The 20,414-nt window shown below is 72.0% G+C and carries 20 protein-coding genes; 8 read left to right on the forward strand and 12 right to left on the reverse strand.

The annotated features are described in order from the left end of the window. Positions 1 to 45 precede the first annotated feature (45 nt). From ACFQV6_RS24795 to ACFQV6_RS24830, 8 genes are all read right to left on the reverse strand, one after another. The gene (locus ACFQV6_RS24795) at positions 46 to 984 is read right to left on the reverse strand and encodes an STM4011 family radical SAM protein (RefSeq protein WP_378029967.1); all 939 of its coding nucleotides are present in this window, start codon (positions 982 to 984) and stop codon (positions 46 to 48) included. Then, positions 981 to 2,285 carry an STM4012 family radical SAM protein gene (locus ACFQV6_RS24800; RefSeq protein ID WP_378029968.1) on the reverse strand — a complete coding sequence of 435 codons (1,305 nt, stop codon included), beginning with the start codon at positions 2,283 to 2,285 and terminating at the stop codon, positions 981 to 983. The genes ACFQV6_RS24795 and ACFQV6_RS24800 overlap by 4 nt, the downstream gene beginning before the upstream one ends. Then, complete coding sequence (locus tag ACFQV6_RS24805; RefSeq protein ID WP_378029969.1) at positions 2,282 to 3,079, reverse strand: STM4013/SEN3800 family hydrolase; 798 nt, start codon at positions 3,077 to 3,079, stop codon at positions 2,282 to 2,284. The genes ACFQV6_RS24800 and ACFQV6_RS24805 overlap by 4 nt, the downstream gene beginning before the upstream one ends. Then, entirely contained in the window at positions 3,064 to 4,119 is a 1,056-nt protein-coding gene (locus ACFQV6_RS24810; protein WP_378029970.1) for an STM4014 family protein, read from the reverse strand. The genes ACFQV6_RS24805 and ACFQV6_RS24810 overlap by 16 nt, the downstream gene beginning before the upstream one ends. Next, positions 4,120 to 5,040 carry an STM4015 family protein gene (locus ACFQV6_RS24815; RefSeq protein ID WP_378029971.1) on the reverse strand — a complete coding sequence of 307 codons (921 nt, stop codon included), beginning with the start codon at positions 5,038 to 5,040 and terminating at the stop codon, positions 4,120 to 4,122. A gap of 94 nt (positions 5,041 to 5,134) precedes the next feature. Continuing rightward, positions 5,135 to 5,914, reverse strand: a complete 780-nt coding sequence (locus ACFQV6_RS24820; protein WP_378029972.1) for an MBL fold metallo-hydrolase — start codon at positions 5,912 to 5,914, stop codon at positions 5,135 to 5,137. Between the two features lie 40 nt (positions 5,915 to 5,954). Next, entirely contained in the window at positions 5,955 to 7,373 is a 1,419-nt protein-coding gene (locus ACFQV6_RS24825; RefSeq protein WP_378029973.1) for a sensor histidine kinase, read from the reverse strand. 46 nt (positions 7,374 to 7,419) lie between these two features. Further along, entirely contained in the window at positions 7,420 to 8,100 is a 681-nt protein-coding gene (locus ACFQV6_RS24830) for a response regulator transcription factor (RefSeq protein ID WP_378029974.1), read from the reverse strand. 66 nt (positions 8,101 to 8,166) lie between these two features. On the opposite strand from ACFQV6_RS24830, the gene ACFQV6_RS24835 reads away from it, so the two are divergent. Further along, positions 8,167 to 8,745 carry a hypothetical protein gene (locus tag ACFQV6_RS24835; RefSeq protein ID WP_378029975.1) on the forward strand — a complete coding sequence of 193 codons (579 nt, stop codon included), beginning with the start codon at positions 8,167 to 8,169 and terminating at the stop codon, positions 8,743 to 8,745. Here ACFQV6_RS24835 and ACFQV6_RS24840 read toward each other — a convergent pair. Further along, positions 8,742 to 9,779 (reverse strand): DMT family transporter, encoded by a 1,038-nt coding sequence (locus ACFQV6_RS24840; protein ID WP_378029976.1) that lies wholly within the window; start codon positions 9,777 to 9,779, stop codon positions 8,742 to 8,744. The two genes, ACFQV6_RS24835 and ACFQV6_RS24840, sit on opposite strands and share 4 nt — an antisense overlap. 70 nt (positions 9,780 to 9,849) lie before the next feature. On the opposite strand from ACFQV6_RS24840, the gene ACFQV6_RS24845 reads away from it, so the two are divergent. Then, positions 9,850 to 10,398 carry a CGNR zinc finger domain-containing protein gene (locus tag ACFQV6_RS24845; RefSeq protein WP_378029977.1) on the forward strand — a complete coding sequence of 183 codons (549 nt, stop codon included), beginning with the start codon at positions 9,850 to 9,852 and terminating at the stop codon, positions 10,396 to 10,398. A gap of 25 nt (positions 10,399 to 10,423) precedes the next feature. Here ACFQV6_RS24845 and ACFQV6_RS24850 read toward each other — a convergent pair whose 3' ends face one another. Next, a complete protein-coding gene (locus ACFQV6_RS24850; RefSeq protein ID WP_378029978.1) occupies positions 10,424 to 11,587 on the reverse strand; it encodes a CynX/NimT family MFS transporter in 1,164 nt (387 codons plus the stop codon). Between the two features lie 254 nt (positions 11,588 to 11,841). Here ACFQV6_RS24850 and ACFQV6_RS24855 point away from each other — a divergent pair, with 254 nt between their 5' ends. The 5 genes from ACFQV6_RS24855 (at position 11,842) to ACFQV6_RS24875 (ending at position 16,354) form a co-directional block, all read left to right on the forward strand. Continuing rightward, positions 11,842 to 12,852, forward strand: coding sequence for an agmatine/peptidylarginine deiminase (locus ACFQV6_RS24855; protein ID WP_378029979.1), 1,011 nt, complete (start codon positions 11,842 to 11,844; stop codon positions 12,850 to 12,852). Further along, on the forward strand, positions 12,849 to 13,772 hold the full coding sequence (locus ACFQV6_RS24860) for a nitrilase-related carbon-nitrogen hydrolase (RefSeq protein WP_378029980.1): 924 nt from the start codon (positions 12,849 to 12,851) through the stop codon (positions 13,770 to 13,772). Before ACFQV6_RS24855 ends, ACFQV6_RS24860 begins: the two co-directional genes overlap by 4 nt. Positions 13,773 to 13,931: 159 nt before the next feature. Then, entirely contained in the window at positions 13,932 to 14,600 is a 669-nt protein-coding gene (locus tag ACFQV6_RS24865) for a hypothetical protein (RefSeq protein WP_378029981.1), read from the forward strand. A gap of 286 nt (positions 14,601 to 14,886) precedes the next feature. Next, on the forward strand, positions 14,887 to 15,096 hold the full coding sequence (locus ACFQV6_RS24870) for a dodecin (protein ID WP_378029982.1): 210 nt from the start codon (positions 14,887 to 14,889) through the stop codon (positions 15,094 to 15,096). Positions 15,097 to 15,346: 250 nt separating this feature from the next. Then, positions 15,347 to 16,354: a hypothetical protein gene (locus tag ACFQV6_RS24875; protein ID WP_378029983.1), complete on the forward strand. Its 1,008-nt coding sequence runs from the start codon at positions 15,347 to 15,349 to the stop codon at positions 16,352 to 16,354. A 163-nt stretch (positions 16,355 to 16,517) separates the two neighbouring features. Here ACFQV6_RS24875 and ACFQV6_RS24880 read toward each other — a convergent pair whose 3' ends face one another. Next, positions 16,518 to 18,002, reverse strand: coding sequence for a diguanylate cyclase domain-containing protein (locus ACFQV6_RS24880; protein WP_378029984.1), 1,485 nt, complete (start codon positions 18,000 to 18,002; stop codon positions 16,518 to 16,520). A 201-nt stretch (positions 18,003 to 18,203) separates the two neighbouring features. Further along, entirely contained in the window at positions 18,204 to 19,691 is a 1,488-nt protein-coding gene (locus ACFQV6_RS24885; RefSeq protein WP_378029985.1) for a hypothetical protein, read from the reverse strand. A gap of 158 nt (positions 19,692 to 19,849) precedes the next feature. Here ACFQV6_RS24885 and ACFQV6_RS24890 point away from each other — a divergent pair, with 158 nt between their 5' ends. Then, on the forward strand, positions 19,850 to 20,407 hold the full coding sequence (locus ACFQV6_RS24890) for a hypothetical protein (RefSeq protein ID WP_378029986.1): 558 nt from the start codon (positions 19,850 to 19,852) through the stop codon (positions 20,405 to 20,407). Positions 20,408 to 20,414: the final 7 nt, after the last annotated feature.

The following is a 20,414-nucleotide window of genomic DNA, read 5'->3' on the forward strand; positions in this document are numbered from 1 at the left end:
GACTCGCGACGCCGGGCACAGCACCCACAACCAGCCGGACCGGGGTCAATGGGTATTCGAGCCGCTGCGGACCTTCGAGGATGAGCCGCCACCCGGAGGCAGAAGCGGGAGACCGGCGACCGGAGGGGTCAGCGGCCACACTGCGGGGATGCGTTCGAGCACCCCACCGGCGTACACGTCGCGCAGGTGGAGAGGCTTGAGGTGCACGTAGCCGATATGGCAGTCGCACAGTGAGTTCGTGCAGGGCCGGGGCCGCAGGGCCGCCCGCCAGCTCCCGTCGTAGAGGTTGCCGATCGGGGTCTGGATGAAATGGCACCGGCGCACCGTCCCGTCGCCCAGCACCGAGATCGCCGTTTCGCCGGCGTGGCAGGCCGCGCCGAGCGACGGATGCGGGCGGACGCTGTCACCGAAGTGCGGGTCCAGTGCGGTCCACCGGCGTTCCTCCTCGCCGGTGTAGACGTGCCCGTCGGCCGCGTTGATCCACAGGTAGACCGAGGGGGGCAAGGCCTCCCGCAGGGCGACGGCCGCCGAGTGGTGATCCGGCAGGCCGACGACGCCGACCGAGAAGCGGACGCCCAGTGCCAGGAGTTCCCGGCAGCGGCCGAGGAAACGGTCGAGGGTCACCTGGCCGGGGTGGTAGGTGGTCCACAGCGCCGCCACCCGGGGGTTCGCCTCGGACAGCCACGCGGTGCGGGTGGCGAGGTTCGTCTGGATGGCGACGCGGGCCACGTGCGGCAGGTGGGAGAGGCGGACGATGGCGTCGCGGTACCAGGAGCGGGTCAGGCCCTCGCCCCACGGGGTGAACAGGACGGAGAGCCGCCGGTCGGTGGTCGCCTCGGCCCAGTCGGTGAAGCGGGCCAGGTCGGCGCGGTCGGCGCGGAGCAGGGCGGGCGGGTCGACGCGCTTGGCGAAGGGGCAGTAGGGGCAGTCGTAGTTGCAGCTGGCGAGGGGGCCGCGGTAGAGCACGTACAGGTCGTCGGTCATCGGGGGACGTAGGCTCCCATCGCCTCGCGGACCGGGCCGGAGACCAGCCACGGGCCGATCGCGTCGGAGTGGGCGAGGCCTTCGGCGGTGAGAACTGTGCGGGATTCGTCGAGCCAGCCGCGGTCGACCAGGACGGAGAGCTGGGCGAAGTCGGTGACGTGGGACGTGCCGAACCGGGACCGGTAGGCGGAGGCGTCGACACCCTCGGCGCGGAGCAGCGATTTGAGCAGCCAGCGGCGGCGCTGTTCGATCTCGTCGAGGTGGAAGCCGATCTCGGCGTGCCGGAAGTCGCCGGCGGGGCGGGCCAGGTAGTCGTCGATCACGGCGCGGACCTCGGAGACGGCGACCGCGTAGTCGAAGGAGTAGTGCAGCCGCGTGGTGTACGACCGGGCGCCGCACCCGAGGCCGACCATGCCGTCGTCCTGGCAGCAGTAGTCGGGGCCGTCCGGGACTGGGGCGCCGGCGCGGCGGAACTGCCGCATCGAGTGCCGTACGTAGCCGGCGGCGGTGAGCACGTCGACGGCCTGCCGGTACAGCTCCTGGCGCTGGCGGTCCCAGTCGGCGCGGGCGTGGGCGCGGCGGCCGAGGCCGGTGAGCGGGCGCACGTAGAGCGGGTAGAGGTAGAGCTCCTCGGGCCGCCACCGCAGGGCCGTGTCGAGGGAGTGCTGCCAGGTCTGCGCGGTCTGGCCGTCGATGCCGTAGATCAGGTCGATGTTGAGCACCGGGATCCGGGCGTCGCGGATGGCGTCGAGGGCGGCGTGCACCTCGGGCAGGCGCTGGGGGCGGCCGGCGGCGCGGGCCTCGGTGTCGAGGAAGCTCTGCACGCCGATGCTGATCCGGGTGGTGCCGTGGGCGGCGAGCACGGCCAGGCGGTCGGGGCTCGCGGTGGCCGGTGACGTCTCCACGGACAGCGGGACGCCGAGCCCGCCGAACGTGTCCCGGACGATGCCGAACAACTCGGTCAGCTCGGCAGCGGTCAGGTAGGTCGGGGTGCCGCCACCGATCGCCAGCCGGGAGAAGGCGGCGCCGGGGGAGAGGCTGTCGCGGATCGCCTCGCCCTGGAGGCGGAGCTGGCGCAGGTACGCCGTCACCTGCTCGGCGGGCGGGTTCGCCCTGGTGAACAGGTTGCAGAACCCGCACCGCATCTCGCAGAACGGCAGGTGCACGTAGCCGAAGAGGGAGTCCTGCTCCTCGTCCGCCCAGACCTCCTTGAGCTGCGGGCGCGGGTCGAGGGCGCGGTAGGCCGTCTTGTGCGGATAGGCGTACAGATAGCCCTGGTAGGGCGAGATATCAAGGCTCATGATGCGTCCAGGATGAAGTCGGCGTAGGGAACGGTCCACACCGATGAGTGAGCGACCCGGTGGCCGACGTGCCCGTCCTCGCCGTACAGCGTGCCGTGATCCGAGCAGATGATCACCTGGCAGGGCCGTCCCCTGCCGGTGACCACGGCGAACAGGCGCCCGAGGAGCCCGTCGACGTATTCGAGTGCGGCCGCGTGCGTGTCCAGGCTGTCGGCCGCGGCCCCCGGAAGGTAGTGCCGGTTCGGCTGGTGCAGCGCGGCGACGTTGACGAACGTGAACAGCGGCCGCTCCGCAGGCAGAGCGCCGACGATGGTCTCCAGGCGGTCGATCTGGGCGCCGAAGCAGTCCGGAGCCGTCACGCCGAACGCCGTCTCCCAGTGCGACTCGGCGAACAGGCCGGGCAGCACCCGGCCCAGGGGAGCGGCCGGGTTGAAGAACCCGACACCGCCCAGGCAGACCGTGTGATAGCCGGCGGCGGCCAGCCCGGACGGCAGGTCGGGGGCGTCGAAGACGAACGTGCCCGGCCCGCTGGTCTCGCTGCCGCCGAACCGGGCGGCGAACAGCCGCTCGTGCGGGCCGGGCGTCACCGGGGTCGGCAGGAAGCCGGCGAAGAAGGCCTGATGCGCCGCGTACGTGAAGGTGGCCGGCGTGTGCCGCTCCTCCCACACGCCACCGGGAAGCACCCCGGCCAGCCGCGGCGTGCGGCCGGCCGCCAGGCACCCGGCCGCCACGTCGTAGCGCAGCGTGTCCAGGGTGACGAACAGCAGGTCGTGACCGCCTATCCGATCGCGCACGCCGACACCTGCGCGTCATAGGTGTCCCGCCCGCCGGCGAGCACTCCCGGCAGCAGGTCGCCGAACGCGTTCACCTCGGCCACCGCATGGCCACGCCACCCCGCCCGGAACATGAGATCAACACCGACCTGAAGGGTACGGCCGAAACACTTCGCCACCCGGGCACAGCTCTCCATGGCCGCCGCCCACTCCCGCTCACCGGCCGCGGCCCGCACCGCCGCCACCTCCCCCCGGGCGTTGCCGAGATGCAGGTTCGTCATCGGCGACCGGCTCGTCCGCACCACCACGTGCCCCGGCTCCCCGCCGATCACCACCACCCGCAGGTCGAGCACCCGGTCACCGAGCGACGCCTTCGGGAACCACCGCTCCACGTGCAGCCCGTCGGGCGCGAGCCGGTCGACGATCGCCGCGACGGAGGATTCGTCGTCGTACCGGCGTACGCGAAGGTTGTTGAAGATCCGCCCCTCGCTCAGCTCGACCGACGTGACCGCCGCGATCCGCCCCCGGCGGTCCACCGCCAGCGCCAGCACCCCCGACGCCGACGACCCGTAGGCCGGTTTCACGAACACCCGCGAACACCCGGCGGCCGCCATCACCGCACGCAGCGACGCATAATCGCCGACCGGACCGAGCGCGGCCGGCACCGGGATCCCCGCGGCCGACAGCACCGCGTGGCAGCGCGGCTTGTCCGTCATCGTCAGGATGTCGGCGGGCTGGTTCAGCAGGTCACCACCACCGGCAGCGACCCGCGCCAGCCCCACCCGCAGCCCGGCGAACGCCGCCGCCCCGCCGACGATCTCCCCGTGCTCGGCCGCGACGGCGGGCCGCCCGCTGCCCGCCTCCCGCAGCAGCCGGTCGACCTCGGAGTCCTCACCCGGCGAGTCGATCCGCACGCGGGTGCCCGCCCCGGGAACCCGCCCGGACCGCAGCACCTCGCGCCACGGGAACACCTCGGGCGCCGGCAGGCCGGCCCGGGACACCGCGGCCGTGAACAGGGCGACCCGGCGGTTCGCCGGATTGCCGACGACAGCGAGACGCATCTATTCCGAGACCGCGGTGTAGCGGCCCCACTCCTCCTCGCGCTGCTGGTCGGAGACGTCGACGGCGACGCCCGGCAGCTCGTCGACGACGCGCTGCGCCATCTCCGGTGACATGAAGTGGTGGCTCAGGTTCAGCGACGTGAGGTGGGTGAGCGGCTGCCCCGCGAGCAGGGTCTCCGCCCCGGTGTCGCCGAGGACACCCAGCGACAGGTCGAGCGAGGTGAGCCGGGCGACCACCGGCGCGGCGGCGACGGCCGCGGCGACCTCCTCGGCGATCTCGGCGTTGCGCAGGCCGAGGTGGGTGAGCGCGGGCAGCGACCGGCCGGCCAGGATCGGCGCCAGGTCGTCGGCACGGGCGTCGCCACCATACTGATCGACGCCGAGCCACAGCTCCAGGTGCGTCAGGTGGGGCAGCTCGCAGGCGCCGACCGCCCGGATCACCTCGGCAGGCAGGCCACCGGTCTGGATGACCAGCTCACGCAGGCCCTCGTGCCGCACCGGCTTGAGCGCCAGGCCCTGACCCCCGCGGATCCACAGGCGCTCCAGGGCCGGGAACGCCTCCAGCACCGGCGTGACGTCGGTCTGGTTGATCCACGAGATCTCGCACTGCTCACCGCTCAGCTCACCGAGGAACAGCGCCCGCAGGCCGCTGAGCCGCTCCGCGTGGCGCACCAGCAGGTCGAGCGGGGGCGGTGTGTCATAGGCCGAGCCCCACTCGGCGATGATCAGCGCGGTCGGGCCGCCCGGCCCGGCCACCTCCAGCAGCTTGTCGAAGGCTGCCTCGAACTCCTCCCGGCTGGCCTCGAAATCCTCCATGTCGATCCGCCACGCCACCGCGGCCGGGTCGGCGGGCCTTTCGTCGTCCTCCAGCGCGACGACCGGCAGGCCCGCGAACGTCGTCACAAAGTCATAGATGCCCACCGGACTCCTTCGGCCGAAACAAGCTCTTCGCGGAACAGTGCCGAGACGCTAGCAGGCCCCACCGACACTCTGGTGAACCACACGAACAGCGCGGTCAGCCCCGCGCGCGCCGCAGCAGCTCAGGGTCGTGCGCGTTCACGATCGTCAGCCCCGGGTCGGCCGCCGCCCACAGCTCCCGCAGCCGCTCGTGGTTGGCCCGCACCCGCTTGCGGTCATGAGCGATCGCCATCTGCGACCGCATCAGCGCCCGCGGAAAAACCCCGCTCCCGTCCACCTCACCCCGGTGATAGAACGCGTCACCGGCGTGCAGGATCCATCGCTCCCCGGCGTCGACCGCCACCGCGGCGTGCCCCCGCGTGTGCCCCGGCAACCCGATCAGCACCACGCCCGGCACGATCTCGGAGGCGGCCGCGAACCCACGCCACACGCTGCCCTCGTCCGGACGGTGTTCCACCAGCTCGGGCCGGTGCTCGCGAATCGCCGGAAGATACCGGTACCGCTCGTTGATGTTCCGCGGCCGCCGAGCCGCGTCCGCCTCCGCCGAGGTCACGTGCACGCGCGCCCACGGGAAATCCGCCAGCCCGCCCGCGTGATCACCGTCGAAGTGCGTCAGCACCACATCCCGCACATCGTCCGGCTCATACCCCAGCGCCCGCACCTGCCGAACCGCCGTCTCCGCCTCGTCGAGCACCGGCCGGATCAGGAACCGCGCCCCACCGATGCGCCGCCGCGGCTCCGCGACATCACGCAGCCCGAACCCGGAGTCCACCAGCACGAGCCCGTCACCGGTCTCCACCAGCAACACATGACACACCAGCCCGCCGGGCGTCAGCACCGGCTGGAGACTTCCGCAGTTCAGATGACGAACTCTCACCCGCGCGACCGTACCCCGGTGGTCACCGCGGGGGAGTCACTCACTCTTCTTTATTTCGTACGGTCAGCGCGGAGCTCTCCTGTTCACCTCCCGCGACCACCCGCCCACTCGCGCCAGGGTGCGCGAGGGACGCTGGGACGTCTCCCGCGACCATGTGCCCACTCGCGCCAGGGTGCGCGACGGACGCGGCGACGTCTCCGAACCGGACGTCCACCCGCGTGCCGCCGGACGGGCCCGTCGGACCGCAGGTCAGCGTGGCATGTGCCGCCGCCGCGATCCGGGTCGCGATCGCCAGGCCCATGCCGGTGGAGCCGGTGCGCGGGCCGGGATCCATGCCGGGCCCGTCGTCCTCGATCCACAGGATCGCGCCGCCGTCGCTGCTGCTGCCGTCGCTGCCGCTGGTGGTGCCGTCGCTGCTGCTGACGACGCCGACCACAGTCCGGGTGGTGGCCGGGGTGTGGGTGAACACGTTGTCGAGCAGGACGTCCACGAGCGTGGCGGCGTCCTCCGCGGACAGCCGCACCGGGACCGGGCCGGCCGGGAGCACCGCCTCGACGACCCGGCCGGTCTCCTCGGCGAGGGGCGCCCAGAAGGCCAGCCGCTGCCGGACCACGCCGGCCAGGTCCGACGACGGGAGCAGCCCCTCGCGGGCCGGGCGGCGCGACGCGCGGATCACCTCGTCGACAGCGCTGCTCATCCGGTGCACCGCGTCGATCAGCCGCGGGGAACCGGCCGAGCCGGCCTCCAGCCGCAGGGCGGTCAGCGGTGTGCGAAGGCTGTGCGCCAGCTCGGCGGCCTCGGTGCGCTGGTCGTCCAAGAGTTCCTGGATGCGGCCCGCGAGGCGGTTGGTGGCGGTGGCGATCCGTTGCAACTCGAGCGGGCCGGTCACCGCCGCCCGGGCGGTCAGGTCGCCGCCGGTGAGCCGGTCCGCGACGCCGGCCAGCTCGCGGGTCGCCGACACCACGCGCCGGGCCAGCCGGTCGGCCACGATCAGCGCGAGGGCGAACAGTGCGGCACCGAGCAGCGCGAGGCGGAGCATGGTCGCCCGTACGCCGTCATGCAGTTGACCGGAAGTGACCGCGACCCGCACGACTGCCGTGCCCTCCGGTCGCGGCGCGGGCACCAGCACGTCGACGCCGTCCGGCGACCGGACGGTGACCAGCCCGCCCAGCGCGGCCAGCTCGACGGCGGCGGTGCGCGGGGCCCGCGTACCGATGAGGTCGCCCTCCGGCAGGAACACGGTGACGCCTGGTTGCTGTGCCGCCAGGGCGGGTTGCCCGGCCAGCCGCGGTGCCAGCGCGAGCGCACGCTGAGTGGCCGCGTTGACGGCGCGGTGCTGAGCGGCGCGGTCCAGCACCAGCCCGAGCGGAGCCAGGAACGCCAGCAGGACAAGAAGGGTGACCGCGCCGGTCTGCGCCACCAGCCGGCGGCGCAGGGTGGACCGGTTCGTGAGCCTCATCGCGGTGCCGCCGGCCGGCGGCGCAGGGTGGACCGGTTCGTGAGCCTCACCGCGGTGCCGCCAGCCGGATCCCGACGCCGTGGACGGTGTGCAGGTAGCGCGGGCGGGTGGCGCTCTCGCCGAGCTTGCGGCGCAGCCAGGACAGGTGCACGTCGACGGTCTTCTCCGCACCGCCGTACGAGTGCTGCCACACCTCGGCGAGCAGTTCGCGCTTGGCGATCACCTCGCCGGAGCGGCCGGCCAGGTAGGCGAGCATGTCGAACTCGCGGGGCGCCAGGTCGAGCGGGGTGCCGTCGAGCCGGGCGATCCGGGCCGCCGGATCGATGACCAGGCCGCCGACCTCGATCACCGCCGCCCTCGCCGGTGACGCCGCCCGGCGCAGCAGCGCGTTCACCCGGGCCGCGAGGTGCGCCGGCCCGAACGGTTTGACCAGGTAGTCGTCGGCGCCGAGGTCGAGGGCGAGCACGATGCCGGCCTCCTCGTCGCGGGCGGTCGCCACCAGCACCGGCGCCCGGCTGACCGCCCGGATCATCCGCAGCACGTCGATTCCCTCGACGTCCGGTAGCCCCAGGTCGAGCAGGATCAGGTCCGGTCGCTGCCCGGTCACCGCCGCCAGCCCGGCCAGTCCGGTGGCGGCCGAGGTGACGGCGAAACCGCGCTCGGTGAGGTGGCGGTGCATCGCCGTACGCACGCCCGCGTCGTCCTCGATGAGCAGCACCCGTGGCATGCTGCGGACGATAGCTTGGGAACGTCTTAGCACCTTCATAACCGTCGACCCGGGACAGTCCTCGGCATGCGCATCAACCGGAACATGATCCTCTGGCCGCTCGCCGCCGCCGTCGCCATCGGTGCCGCCACCGCCGCGGTCGCCGTCGCCGACCCGGGGCCGGAGACGCTCACCGAGGCCCAGGTGAACGACCGTCTCGCCGCGGCCCGCTCCTCGTCGCCGCCGGAGGAGGAGTACACGCTTGCCGAGGACGAGTGGTACGCCGGCCTGCCGAGCGCCGGCATCGTCGCCCGCTGCGTCGGCACCGACATGCAGCTCGTCCGGTGGACCGGCCCGAACGCCCTGAGCGACGTACAGGCCGGTCCTGGACCGACGGTGTCGGGTGCTGTCGACATCGACAACGACCGGGTGACCTTCACCGGCCGCTGCGTCGACGGGAGGACGACCGGGTCTTATCGCTGGCTGCCGATGGGCACCCACCGGGAGCCGGAGCCCGCCGAGGAGCTGCGCTTCGGGAAATGGATCGCGTCGGGGATGCAGGGGTGCGCGGGTCCGCTGACCGCGGCGGAGGCCGCGGATCCCGAGACGTGCCGGCGGGTCCCGCTCCTGGTGCTGTCGGAGAGCCCGGGACGGCCGATCCGCTAGATCTCGGCGGCCGGCTGCGGCTCTCTGCGGCCGGCGGCTTCCGTGGGCTCTTCGTGATCGGCGGCTTCCGCGGGCTCTTTGTCGCCGGTGGCGACGGCGGGCGCTGCGGGCTCTTTGTCGCCGGTGGCGACGGCGGGTTCGGCGGGGATGGAGGCGATGCCGGCCAGGATGAGGAGGCCGCCGGTCATCTGCAGCAGGGAGAGGGACTCGCCCACCACGAGCCAGGCGAAGACCGAGGCGAAGACCACCTCGAGGAGCCCGACGAACGACGCGAGCCGGGAGCCGAGGCGGCCGGAACCGAAGATCCCTGACGCGTACGCGATCGCGGTGCCGAAGATCGCGACAACGCCGAGCGGCACCCACCACGGCGCCGTCGAGCCGAGCAGCGGCACGTCGGCCGCCGCCGCGGTCATCGGCACCAGGCCGGTCAGCCCGATCAGGCCGAGCAGGACACCGCCCAGCAGCAGGCCGGCGCCGGCCAGGACGACGGGCGGGAGGCCGTCGGCGGGGCGGGCGGCGACCACGAAGTAGACAGCGCAGCCGATGGCGGCGGCGAACGCCATCGCGAGGCCCGCCGGGTCGACGGCCTGGAGGGCGCCCGGGCCGATGACCAGGACCAGGCCGCCGATCGCGAGCAGGGAACCGAGCAGCACGGCGGGGCGCGGCAGCCGCCGGGTGGTGACCGCGGCCCAGATCACCAGCAGCAGCGGTGCCTGGTATTCCACGAGCAGCGCGGTGGAGACCGGGATGCGGTGGATGGCGGCGAAATAGGCCAGCTGGGTGAACGCGACCGCCACGGCGCCCATGCCGAGCACCCGCCAGCGGGCCCGCCACAGGGCGTCCCACCGCCCGCGCAGCGCGAACAGCACGAACGGGAGCAGCAGTAACCCGCCGGTCAGCGCGCGCACGGTCACCGCCGCGGCGGGTGACCATCCGGCCTCGAGCAGCGGCTTGATGAACGCACCGGACGTGCCGAAGCTGGCGGCCGAGAGCACCGCGACGGCCAGCCCGGTGGACTGGGGCGAGAACTTCACGGCGACACTCCCGTCATGGGCTAAAGTGCTTACGTTCCTGACGCTAGGCCGCCTCGGATAAGGAGTCAACTTGCTTTTTGCCCCTGACACGGAGGAGGCGCTCGACTTCGTGGTGGCGCTCGCGAACACCGCGCCGGGCGCCAGCCGCTCCGGCGAGGATGAGCTCGTCACCGTCGAGCAGCTGAGCGAGCTGCTGGTTCGCTATTCCTACTCGGGGCGCGTCGACCGGGACGAGGCCGAACTGCGTGCGGTCCGGACGGCCCGGGAACTGCTGCGGGAAGTGTGGACGCTGGAGCGGGACGAGGCGGTCGGCGCGGTGAACAGCATGCTGCGGGAGGCACGGGCGCTGCCGTACCTCGCCCGGCACGACGGCTCGGACTGGCACATCCACGCCACCGAACCGGGCGCGCCGCTCGCGGAGCGGATCCGGGTGGAGGCGGCGCTGGCGCTGATCGACGTGATCCGTACGAACGAGACCGGCCGGCTGCGCGTCTGCGGCGCCGATGACTGCACCGGGCTGTTCCTCGACCTCTCCCGCAACGGCTCGAAGCGTTTCTGCAGCGTGCGCTGCGGAAACCGGGTCAACATGATCGCCTTCCGGGCCCGCAAGGCGGAGTAGGGGCCGGCAGGCGTCTTTCCGGGCCCTAGGTCGCGGCGGACCTCGCTGGGTGCTGGAATGCTGTGCGGTCGCGCCCGGCGGCGGCGCCGGCGACCAGCTGGAGCACGCTCAGCACCACCACAAGGACGAGTGACGCCTGCCAGGCCCCGGTCCGCTCGGCGAGGAGACCGGCGGCTACCGGCCCGGCCGCCGCCAGCAGATAGCCGAGCGACTGCGCCATCCCCGACAGCCGGGTGGTCTCGGCCTGGGTACGCCCACCCAGGCTGATCAGCGTGAGCGCGGTGACCAGCGACGCACCCTGCCCGACCCCCGCCACCCCGGCCCAGAGCACCGCCAGCTCCGGCACCGCGAGCAGCCCCAGGATCGCGGCGAGCGTCGGCACACCGGCCACGACCGCACCGAGCGACCGGCGCCCCGGGTGCCGCAGCAGGATCGGGATCGCGAGGCCACCGAGAATGCCCATGCCCTGGAAGAGGAACAAATGCACGCCCGCGGTCCGCTCGGTCACCCCGCCGGCGATCTCGATGGTGGGCAGCCAGGTCACCAGGATGTAGAACGACGTCGACTGCAACCCCATGAACGCCGTGATGAACCAGGCCCGCCGCTGCCGCCACACGTTCACCGATCCGATCGGCCCCCCGGCAGCCGCCGGTACGGGCCGCGGCCGGGCCCGGGGCAGCCACACGACGGCGATCAGCAGCGCGAGCCCCGACCACACGGCGAGCGACAACCGCCAGTCCACGGCGTCCGCGATCGGTACCGCCAGCGCCGACGCCACCGAGGCACCGATCGTGATGAAGGCCGTGTAGACGCCGGTCGCCCGGGAGACGTTCGAGGCGTAGTCCCGCTTGACGATCGCCGGGACCAGGACGTTGCCGACGGCGATCGCACACCCGATCACCAGGGTGCCGATCCACAGCCCGGCGTCACCGGTGTACGACCGGACTGCACCACCGGCCGCCAGCACGAGCAGCGCCCCGAACACCGCCCGCTCCGCACCGTGCCGGCCGGCCACCCGGTGCACCTGCGGCGACACCAGCGCGAACGCGAGCAGCGGCAGCGCGCCCAGCATGCCCGACGCGGCCTCGCCGAGATGCTGGTCGGCGCTGATCTGCGGCAGCAGCGGCCCCACCGAGGTGATCGCCGGGCGCAGGCACAGCGCCACCAGAAAGATGGTCGCGGCAGTCATGGGCACCTCTCCGCCGGATGCCCAACACTCGCACAGGTGCGCGCGGCGGCGCCGCCCGGCTCACGCGCTTGATCGAAGCGGTCCACGCCGCCGGCCGATGACCAGGACGGCCACCGGCCCGCCGCCGGGATCCCTAGGGTGGGAGGCGGCGCTGTCGCACACCGCTGTCGCACACCGCTGTCGCACACCGCTGTCGCACACCGCTGTCGCACACCGCTGTCGCACATCGCCGTCGCACGCCGAGGAGGAAGCTGATGCCCGATCGGATGCCCGCGGAGTGGGAGCCGCATCGCCGCACCTGGATGAGCTGGCCGACCCGCAACGCGACCTTCCAGGACGCGGCCGAGCTTGCTGCCGCGCGCACCGCGTGGGCGGCTGTCGCCAACACCATCCAGCGGTACGAGCCGGTCTCCATGCTGGTCAACCTGGGTGACGACACGGGTGACCTGCTGCACCCCGGCATCGAGCCGGTGTGGGTGCCGCTCGACGACGCCTGGCTGCGTGACAGCGGCCCGACGTTCGTGCACACCGGGGACGGCGAGCTGGGCGCGGTCGACTGGACCTTCAACGGCTGGGGTGCGCAGTCCTGGGCGAAATGGGATCTTGACGCGGAGCTGGCCGGTGCGGTGGCGGCGACGGTCGGCGTACGGGCGGAGGCGTCACCGCTGACCCAGGAGGGTGGCGGTTTCCACGTCGACGGGAAAGGGACGGTGCTGCTCACCGAGACGGTGCAGCTCGACCCGTACCGAAATCCGGGTTGGAACGCGGAGCGCGTGGAATCGGAGATTCACGCGCGGCTCGGCACCTCGCGGGCGATCTGGCTGCCGCGGGGCCTGACCGCGGACTACGGCGAGTTCGGCACCCGCGGGCACGTCGACATCGTCGCCGCGTTCACGCCGCCGGGACGCGTGCTCGTGCACACCCAGACCGACCCGGGCCACCCGGACCACGCGGTCAGCCAGGAGGTGACCGCGATCCTGCGGGACGCCGGCCGGGAGGTCACCGAGCTGCTCGCGCCGGCCGTCACCGAGGTTGACGGCGAACTCGTCGACTGGTCGTACGTGAACCACTACGTCGCCAACGGCGTGGTCGTGCTCTGCGGCTTCGACGATCCGCGCGACGACGACGCGGCGCGGGTGCTGGCCGGGGCGTATCCCGGCCGGCACGTGGTGACCGTCGACGCCAGGGACATCTTCCGCTTCGGCGGAGGCATTCACTGCATCACCCAGCAGCAGCCGCTGGCGCCGACCGGGGAGAACCCATGAAGCTGATCAAGGCCGAGCCGGCCGCGTCGCCCGCCCGCGTCGACCCGCCGGTGCGCGGCTCCCTGGTCGCCGGGCTGGTGCAGACACGCTGGCACGCCGACCCCGCGGAACACACCGGCGTGCTGCTCGACGGCATTCGGACCGCGGCAGCGGCCGGCGCCGAGGTGGTCTTCCTGCCGGAGCTGACCCTGTCCCGCTATCCGGCCGACACCCGCCCCTCCGGCGACGCCACCACCACCGCGGAAAACCTGTCGGACGGCCCGACGATCACCTTCGCCCGGACGGCAGCCGCCGAAGCAGGCGTCCACGTGCACGCCTCACTGTTCGAGCGGAGCCCCGGCGACGACGGGCTGGGCTTCAACACGGCGATCCTGGTCGCCCCGGACGGCACCCTCGTGGGCCGGCGCCGAAAGACGCACATCCCGAGGACCGCGGGGTACTACGAGGACCACTACTTCCGGCCGGGACCGGCCTCGCCGGACGCCTACCAGCCCGTGTCCCTGGCCGGCGGAGCCCGGATCGGCATGCCGACGTGCTGGGACGAGTGGTTCCCCGAGGTGGCCCGGGCGTACTCGCTGAACGGCACCGACGTCATCGCCTACCCGACGGCGATCGGCTCGGAACCCGACCACCCGGACTTCGACACCGCCCCGCTGTGGCGCCAGGTGATCGTCGCCAACGGGATCGCGAACGGCACGTTCATGGTCGTACCCAACCGGTGGGGCGAGGAGGGCCTGATCACCTTCTACGGCAGCTCGTTCATCTCCGACCCGTACGGCCGGGTCCTCGCCGAAGCACCGCGCTCCGGTGACGCGGTGCTGGTGGCGCCGCTCGACCTGGACCAGCGGCGGGACTGGCTGACCCTCTTCCCGTTCCTGGAGACCCGCCGCCCCGACACCTACCAACCCCTCACCGGATAGCCCCTCTTCGTTGTGGAGGTCTGAGCTGCGGCCCCCTCCGACGTCGGAGGTTGGGTGAGAGCTGGTTGTTGCCCCGGCGTGGGTAGTGCCTCCCGCCGGTCTGCTGCCCGGCCTCTGCGCGATCGGATCCGCGCCTGGGCGGCCACTATGATGCTGCCCATGACCAACTGGGCGCGCGTGTCGGACTTGCTGCAACACACGTCGGACCTCCCGGCCCTCGTCCTGCGCGGCTCCTGGGCCAACCGCCCGCCGATCGCCATTCCCCAGCAGGGCCGCTTCGAGCTGGTCCACCTCCTCAGCGGCCACTGGCTCCTGAACTCCCCTCTCTTCCCCGGCACCCCGTCGTCCGCGGGCACCTCGTCCGCGGGCACGTCGTCCGCGGGCACGTCGTCCGCGGGCACGTCGTCCTCGTCCGGCTCGTCCTCGGCCGGCTCGCCTTTCGCGCGCGAGTCGTTCGTCAGCGGCGAGCCGTCTTTCGTCGGCGCCGCGGGTGACCCCGCGTGGGTGGGCCAACCGGCCGGCATCGTCGCCGCGCCGACCGCCTGGTTCACGAACCCGGCCGAGACCGAAGCCGTCCCGCTGCCGGGCCGCGAGATCATCGCCGGTCGCCCGTGCTCCCGCCTGCGGGTGAGCTATTCGCGGCACAGCCGGCACTCCATGACCCTGTGGCTCGACGACGAGTGGCCGCTGGTCCTCGCCGCCCGCTCCGGCGAGCAGGACCCGGCCCGCTTCGAGGTCCGTGTCACGGAACTCCACCAGCCCTCCACCTCCGAGTCCCGGCGCTACACCGCACTCGCCTCCGAAGCGCACCTTTCCTCCACCCGCTGACGCACCCCACCCGCTGACGCCACCCCGCCCGCCGGCCCTCCCCGGCCCGCCCCACCCACCCAGCCGCCAAAGCCGGCTCGGCTGGTCGTGAGCGTTGTTCCATGGCGGTTGGGGCACCGCTGAGGGCCAGCCGCGTGGCTCGGCTGGTCGTGAGCGTGGATTCGGGGCGGTTGAGGGGCCGCTGAGGGCCAGCTGGGTGGGGTGAGCGTTGATCCGGGGCGGCAACGTTCGCTGTGCGGGGGCCGGTGCTGGCAGGCTGAGGGGAACCAGCATCGAGGAGGTTGTCGTGTCCCATCACGTGTACCGGCTCACCGAGGTGGTCGGGAGCAGCCCGGACAGCATCGAGGACGCCGTTCGCACCGCTATCAGCAAGGCTTCCCGGACCGTTCGCAACATCGAGTGGTTCGAGACGAAGGAGATCCGCGGTCAGGTGAACGACGGGGAGGTGGCCCACTTCCAGGTCACCCTGAAGATCGGCTTCCGCGTGGACGACTGACGCGCGCGGGATCGGCGCGGGCGGGATCGGCGCGGGCGGGGCTCAACTCACCTGCTTCGGGGTGTCACCCGGGTGGCACCCCGTTCCGCAACCGTCGCGGCCGGCCTGTCCCTCGTGCCGACGCCCGCATCCCACCCGTTCTGCGCGTCGGCGAGCCACCGTCGTCGCCCGCCTGGCCCAGCGCAACGCCGCCGCGCGGCCACCTGACGGAGATCTGGATCGATCGACTGAATGGTGCCACGATGACCTCATGGGGGTACGGGGGTGGCCGCGCAGCCGCATCTGGCTCTCCGCCGTCTACGCCGGGATCGGCGTGGCGCTGCTCACCGGGGCCTTCCTGCTGCTCTACCCGATCCGCAACACCGAGGGCTTCGGGACCGAGTTGCGGCTCGCGATCGGATCGAACCTCCTCGACATCGTCCTCGTCGTCATCGTCCTCCAGCCGCTCGTCGTCTACTTCAGCCGTAACGCCGTGCGCTGGCGCAACAGCCTCGACTACGGGGACGTGATCCGGCGCATCAACCGGGCCACCGAGCAGGTCGACGTCTGGAAACACTGGACCGGCCTGCTGGAGAACCAGTTCGAGCCGCGGTTCACGGCGGCCGTCCGCGGCGCCCTGGACCGCGGCGTGCGCTTCCGGATCATGCTGACCGACCCGTCCTGCCCGGACGCCGCGGACCGCGCCCGGCAGGTCGCGCCGCTCGACGCCCTGGCACTGATGCGCCAGAACGTCGAGCGGCTGGACGCCTTCCTCAGCGGGCTGCCGCCCCTGCGCCGGGAGCAGTTCCAGGTACGGGTCAGCTCGGTCGGTCCCGCGCACGCCCTCTATCGCGTGGACGACTGGATGTCGTACGGGCTGTTCCGCAACCGCCGGGTGAGCGAGAGCTCCCAGCGTGAGGTGCCGGTTCGTGGTGACATCGGCGAGCTGGCCCTGGAGGCGTTCGACGCCCGCTGGAACGGCACCGGCCTGACCGGGATAGCCGGCCACTACCGGATGCCGTTGCGATTCACCATCGACGACAAGTCCTCCGACCACGAGCTGCACTACGTCGTCCACGAGGGCGAGCGCTGGGTCGACGTCAACCCGGGCGCCCTGACGTATGCCTTCCACCCGAGCCACGAGGTGGAGATGCCGGGCGACGGCCGGTACGTGCTGGCCGAGCCGGACGCCGAGACGCGGGAGCGGGTGCTGGCCCTGTACGCCGCGAAGTACGGTCCTGGCCGTGGTGCCGTGCTGCTCCGCCTCAGCGCCGCCTAGAGCGGTGACCACCGGGAGCCAGCCACCATGATCCAGCTGGACGTGAGTGCTGTGCCCGGAACCGCGAGTCAGCACCGGGAGCCAGCTGGTTACCGGGCGATCCAGCGGGGACGGCCTCCCGCCCAACGAGGGTCCATCGCGCGAAGACCGACCTCGTTGAGCACTAGCCGGCGATGTGCAGGGCGCCCTTGCCGCCGTGCTTCGCCCGGTACATCGCCTCGTCCGCGGTGCGCAGCAGGGTGTCCGCCTCCACCGGACCGGCCGGTGACACGGCCAGCCCGACGCTCGCCCTGACCTCGACCTCGACGTCCGCCGCGATCCGGCACGGTGTCTCCAGCGCCTGCACGATCCGGCTCGCCGCGGAGGTGAAGCCGTCCGCCGGTGGCTGCCGGACCAGGACCGCGAACTCGTCACCGCCGAGGCGGGCGACGACGTCGGCCTCCTCGGTCATCGCGCGCAGCCGGATCGCCGTCTCCATCAGGACCGTGTCGCCGGCGGCGTGGCCGTACCGGTCGTTGACGGGTTTGAAGTCGTCGAGGTCGATGAGCAGGACGCCGATGTCGCCGGGCTCCCGCAGTGCGGCTTCCAGCTCGTCCAGGAACATCGCCCGGTTGGCGAGCCCGGTGAGGCTGTCGGTGAACGCCATCGTGTGCAGCCGGGCGGCGAGGACGTCGCGCTCGGCGAGCAGCTCCGCGTTGTCCCGGAACGCCACGATCTGCCGGGCCACCACGATCGCGGTGCTGCCGACCGCTCCGGCCAGGATCACCCAGGCCCGTACGTCGAGCCCGTGCACGATCAGCGTGCCGATCAGCAGCGAGTAGGTGGCGGCCACCGCCAGGTACGGCATCAGGCTGTACGGCCGGGTGCGTGCCGGCGGCCGGGCGGCGGCGCCGGCGCGGTACCGGCGGTGCTGCCACCAGCCGAGGATCATGAGGACGCCGTGGGCGGCGACGGTCATCGCGAAGATCGGGCCGGGGCGGCCGGCGCGGGCGAGTTCCGGCCCGAGCACCCGGGAGATCCCCTCGGCCACCGCGGCTACCGGCCCGAGGACACCGATGTGCCAGGTGAACGGTGCGGTGCCGCTCAGGTAGAGCCGGCCCACCACGAACGCGGCGAGCATCGCCGCAACCGGGCCGAGCACCACGCCGGCGACGTCACCGGCGGCCAGGACGTCCCAGCCGCTGGAGATGGTCCAGTAGAGCCCGTAGGCGCCGGCGGCCGCGATCACCGTGGCCATGTCGAGCAGGTAGCAGAGCCGCTCGCGGCGCGACCGGTGCGGCAGCGGGTAGGTCATGACGACCGCGACGAGCGTGAAGGAGCCGAGGCCGAGGCCGATCGTGCGGGGGATACCCGTACCGGTCAGGGAGCCGGCCGCCAGCGGCGCGGCCAGCGAGGCGAGGAACTGCACGGCGTCACCGAGGGTGAAGATCACTCCGGCGAACGCGAAGCCGACCCAGAACCGCCGCTCCGGATCGTCGCGGCCCATCAGCCGGGTCGCCCGGAACGCGTGATAGGTCATGGCCGCGGCGAACGACGCCACGACCAGCCAGCAGACGATCGGCTGCCACGGCTCGACCTGACCGGGGGAGAGGAACAGGAAGGCCAGCACGGCCGTGAGCGCCAGAACGCACACCGGAACGGCGCTCATGACCCTCCCGGTGTGCGCATCCGCTACCTCGAACTGTTCCCCCATCGGTCGCCCCGGCGGCCGCTTGAGGAAAACCCCCTTCGAAGCCGGCCCAACGAGCCGCACGCGTCGGCCGCTGGACGACAGCGGTCCGGGCGCCGACACGCGCGACGCCGCGATGCTCGCTGCCGCGGCCGCCTCGGTGTGCCGGTGAGGGGCGTGTCACCGTTGCTGGAACACGTCGGTCGACAGTACGGCGCTGCGTAGCCGGACCAGGCCCGGATTCGTCCAGCGGCAGCGCTCGATCAGGACGTCACTCATGTCGTCAGCGGGCGGAACCCGGTTGTTGGTGCCGGCCTGCTGCCAATCGTCGCCGGCCTCGCCGAACGGGGTGTCGTCGTGCAGCACGTTGTCCACGAACACGTCATGGGTTTGGGGCTTCTTCGGCAACGCGGACAACGTACGGCTGTGTGAGAACCGGTTTCCCTCGAGGCGGAAAGGCAGCTTGGTTCGCAGGATGGCGCCCAGGTCCTCGGGGTTGTACGGATGGATGAAGGAGACGATGGCCGACCGCACCGTCACCTCCCGGTCCCCCTGGTTGGGGTCAGTCACCTTCCGGCCGCCACCGATCGGGAAAGCCAGGTCGCGCACGACTTCGTGGAAGGCGATCGGGCAGTCGAAGATGACGTTCTCGGCGAAGAGGATCCGTTGCGCTCCCCGGTGGATGGTGACAGCGGCGCCGTCGGATTTCTGGGCAGAATTCGCTTCCGGTGCCCGGAAGCCCCAGATGCGGTTGCGCTCGAACCTGAGTGGTTGCGTACTGGTTCGCGGACCGGCCTTGATGTCTATGCCGTTCTCAGCTCTCGCGTGGACCCGTGGATAACCGGGGCCGGGCGGGAAAACGGGTTCGGGCCGGTGGACGTAGTGGCCTTCGGTCAGGTAGATGTCGTTGCCTTCCACGACCAGGTCAAGGCATTCCTGGTACGGGTTGGCGCCACCGTCGTCCCAGGTGACGCCCACGCCGTCGACGCAATCGCAAATTTCGTTGTCGAGCACCCGGTTGCCGACGTTGGGCACCCCGTCGACCCTGATCAGGACGGCCACCGAATCGTTCGGCGATGCCCGGCGGATCACGCAGTTCTGCACTGTGCAATGGTTCCCGACGAGCTGGATCCCGTGGGTGTCGACATCCTCGATGAACAGCGAGTCGAAGGTGATGTGTTCCGCGCCTTGCTTGACGATACAAGTGGCCAGCCCGGGCCCGCGAATGGTCAAGCCGTGCACGGCCCAGTGGGCGGCGCCGGAGGTGAACTGGAAGCCATCGGTCACCGCCTCATTGTTGATGCGGTTCCAGGGTCGCTTCGTGGTGTCGATGAACCGGATGAGCCGCCGGTGCCCGGCCGGGTTGGCTCGGTTGATGACACATTTGCCCCAGGCGCGATAGTCGCCGGGCTCAAGGATGTAGGTTCCGGCATTCGGGGATGCGTCGAATGCGTCGTTCCAAGTGGCGAAGTCGCCGGGCCGGAGGACGGCCGACGGTCCACCCGTCGCACCGATTTCCGGCAGCGGGTCGAGAAGAGGGCTCGACACGAGCGCGATTGTCTGTACCATTATTCCCCTTCGAATTCCCCTTCCATTTCCTTGCCCCCGCCACTGAGGCGACAGTACCGAGCCCCGAATCGGGACGGGAAGTCGTCTGTTTGCACTCATGCGGCATTCCGGCCCCGCCGTAAACGGCCGGTCCGGGATCCGGCCGGCCCGCGAGGCTCTGCAACTACATCCAGGTGGTGCAAGAACTTGCAGATGGCCCTAAGGTGGGCACGCAGCCCTCCGTCGAGGATGCCTAGCCTGCTCACCCCGGGAGATTTGTGCGCTCGTTCAGCAAGTTCTTGCTAGCCCTGTTCGTCGGCCTCGCCGGTGTCCTGGCCGTCACCGGCTCGGCCGCCGCCTCACCGCCGCCGCCCACCCCTCTCGGCGCACCCGACCTCGGCGGCTACTGCCGCTCGATCGGTTACGCCGGCGTCACCCTGACCGGCTCGACCGCCTACGACTGGCACTGCGCCGGCGACGGCGGCAGCCGGGGTGACCTCGGTTTCGACGCCGCCTGCCGCTGGACCTACGGCTCGGAGCACGCCGTCGACCGGATCGCGACCTTCACCGACCCCGCGTCGGTGACCTGCTGGATGGTCCAGCCGGACGTCGTCACGCCGGACTTCGAGCGATACTGCACGTCGACCGGCCACAGTGCCGCGGCGCTGCTCGGAACCACCGTCTACGACTGGCACTGCGTCAACTACAACCGGGCCGGACCGACCTACTTCGACATCGACGTGGCCGCCGCCTGCCAGGCGCTCACCCACGGTTACGCCCGGCTCGACCGCTTCGCCGACTTCCGCGACGCCTCGTCGTGGCAGTGCCGGGTCTGACGCCGTC

Source organism: Actinoplanes sp. GCM10030250 (genome assembly GCF_042666575.1).
Taxonomy (GTDB): domain Bacteria; phylum Actinomycetota; class Actinomycetes; order Mycobacteriales; family Micromonosporaceae; genus Actinoplanes.

Excerpts from the sequence above, each read along its gene's own strand:
- ACFQV6_RS24825 (WP_378029973.1), bottom strand. The coding sequence starts at position 7,373 with ATGAGGCTCACGAACCGGTCCACCCTGCGCCGCCGGCTGGTGGCGCAG.
- ACFQV6_RS24835 (WP_378029975.1), top strand. The coding sequence starts at position 8,167 with ATGCGCATCAACCGGAACATGATCCTCTGGCCGCTCGCCGCCGCCGTC.
- ACFQV6_RS24795 (WP_378029967.1), bottom strand. The coding sequence starts at position 984 with ATGACCGACGACCTGTACGTGCTCTACCGCGGCCCCCTCGCCAGCTGC.
- ACFQV6_RS24855 (WP_378029979.1), top strand. The coding sequence starts at position 11,842 with ATGCCCGATCGGATGCCCGCGGAGTGGGAGCCGCATCGCCGCACCTGG.
- ACFQV6_RS24865 (WP_378029981.1), top strand. The coding sequence starts at position 13,932 with ATGACCAACTGGGCGCGCGTGTCGGACTTGCTGCAACACACGTCGGAC.
- ACFQV6_RS24850 (WP_378029978.1), bottom strand. The coding sequence starts at position 11,587 with ATGACTGCCGCGACCATCTTTCTGGTGGCGCTGTGCCTGCGCCCGGCG.
- ACFQV6_RS24885 (WP_378029985.1), bottom strand. The coding sequence starts at position 19,691 with ATGAGTGCAAACAGACGACTTCCCGTCCCGATTCGGGGCTCGGTACTG.
- ACFQV6_RS24860 (WP_378029980.1), top strand. The coding sequence starts at position 12,849 with ATGAAGCTGATCAAGGCCGAGCCGGCCGCGTCGCCCGCCCGCGTCGAC.
- ACFQV6_RS24830 (WP_378029974.1), bottom strand. The coding sequence starts at position 8,100 with ATGCCACGGGTGCTGCTCATCGAGGACGACGCGGGCGTGCGTACGGCG.
- ACFQV6_RS24800 (WP_378029968.1), bottom strand. The coding sequence starts at position 2,285 with ATGAGCCTTGATATCTCGCCCTACCAGGGCTATCTGTACGCCTATCCG.
- ACFQV6_RS24810 (WP_378029970.1), bottom strand. The coding sequence starts at position 4,119 with ATGCGTCTCGCTGTCGTCGGCAATCCGGCGAACCGCCGGGTCGCCCTG.
- ACFQV6_RS24880 (WP_378029984.1), bottom strand. The coding sequence starts at position 18,002 with ATGAGCGCCGTTCCGGTGTGCGTTCTGGCGCTCACGGCCGTGCTGGCC.
- ACFQV6_RS24875 (WP_378029983.1), top strand. The coding sequence starts at position 15,347 with ATGGGGGTACGGGGGTGGCCGCGCAGCCGCATCTGGCTCTCCGCCGTC.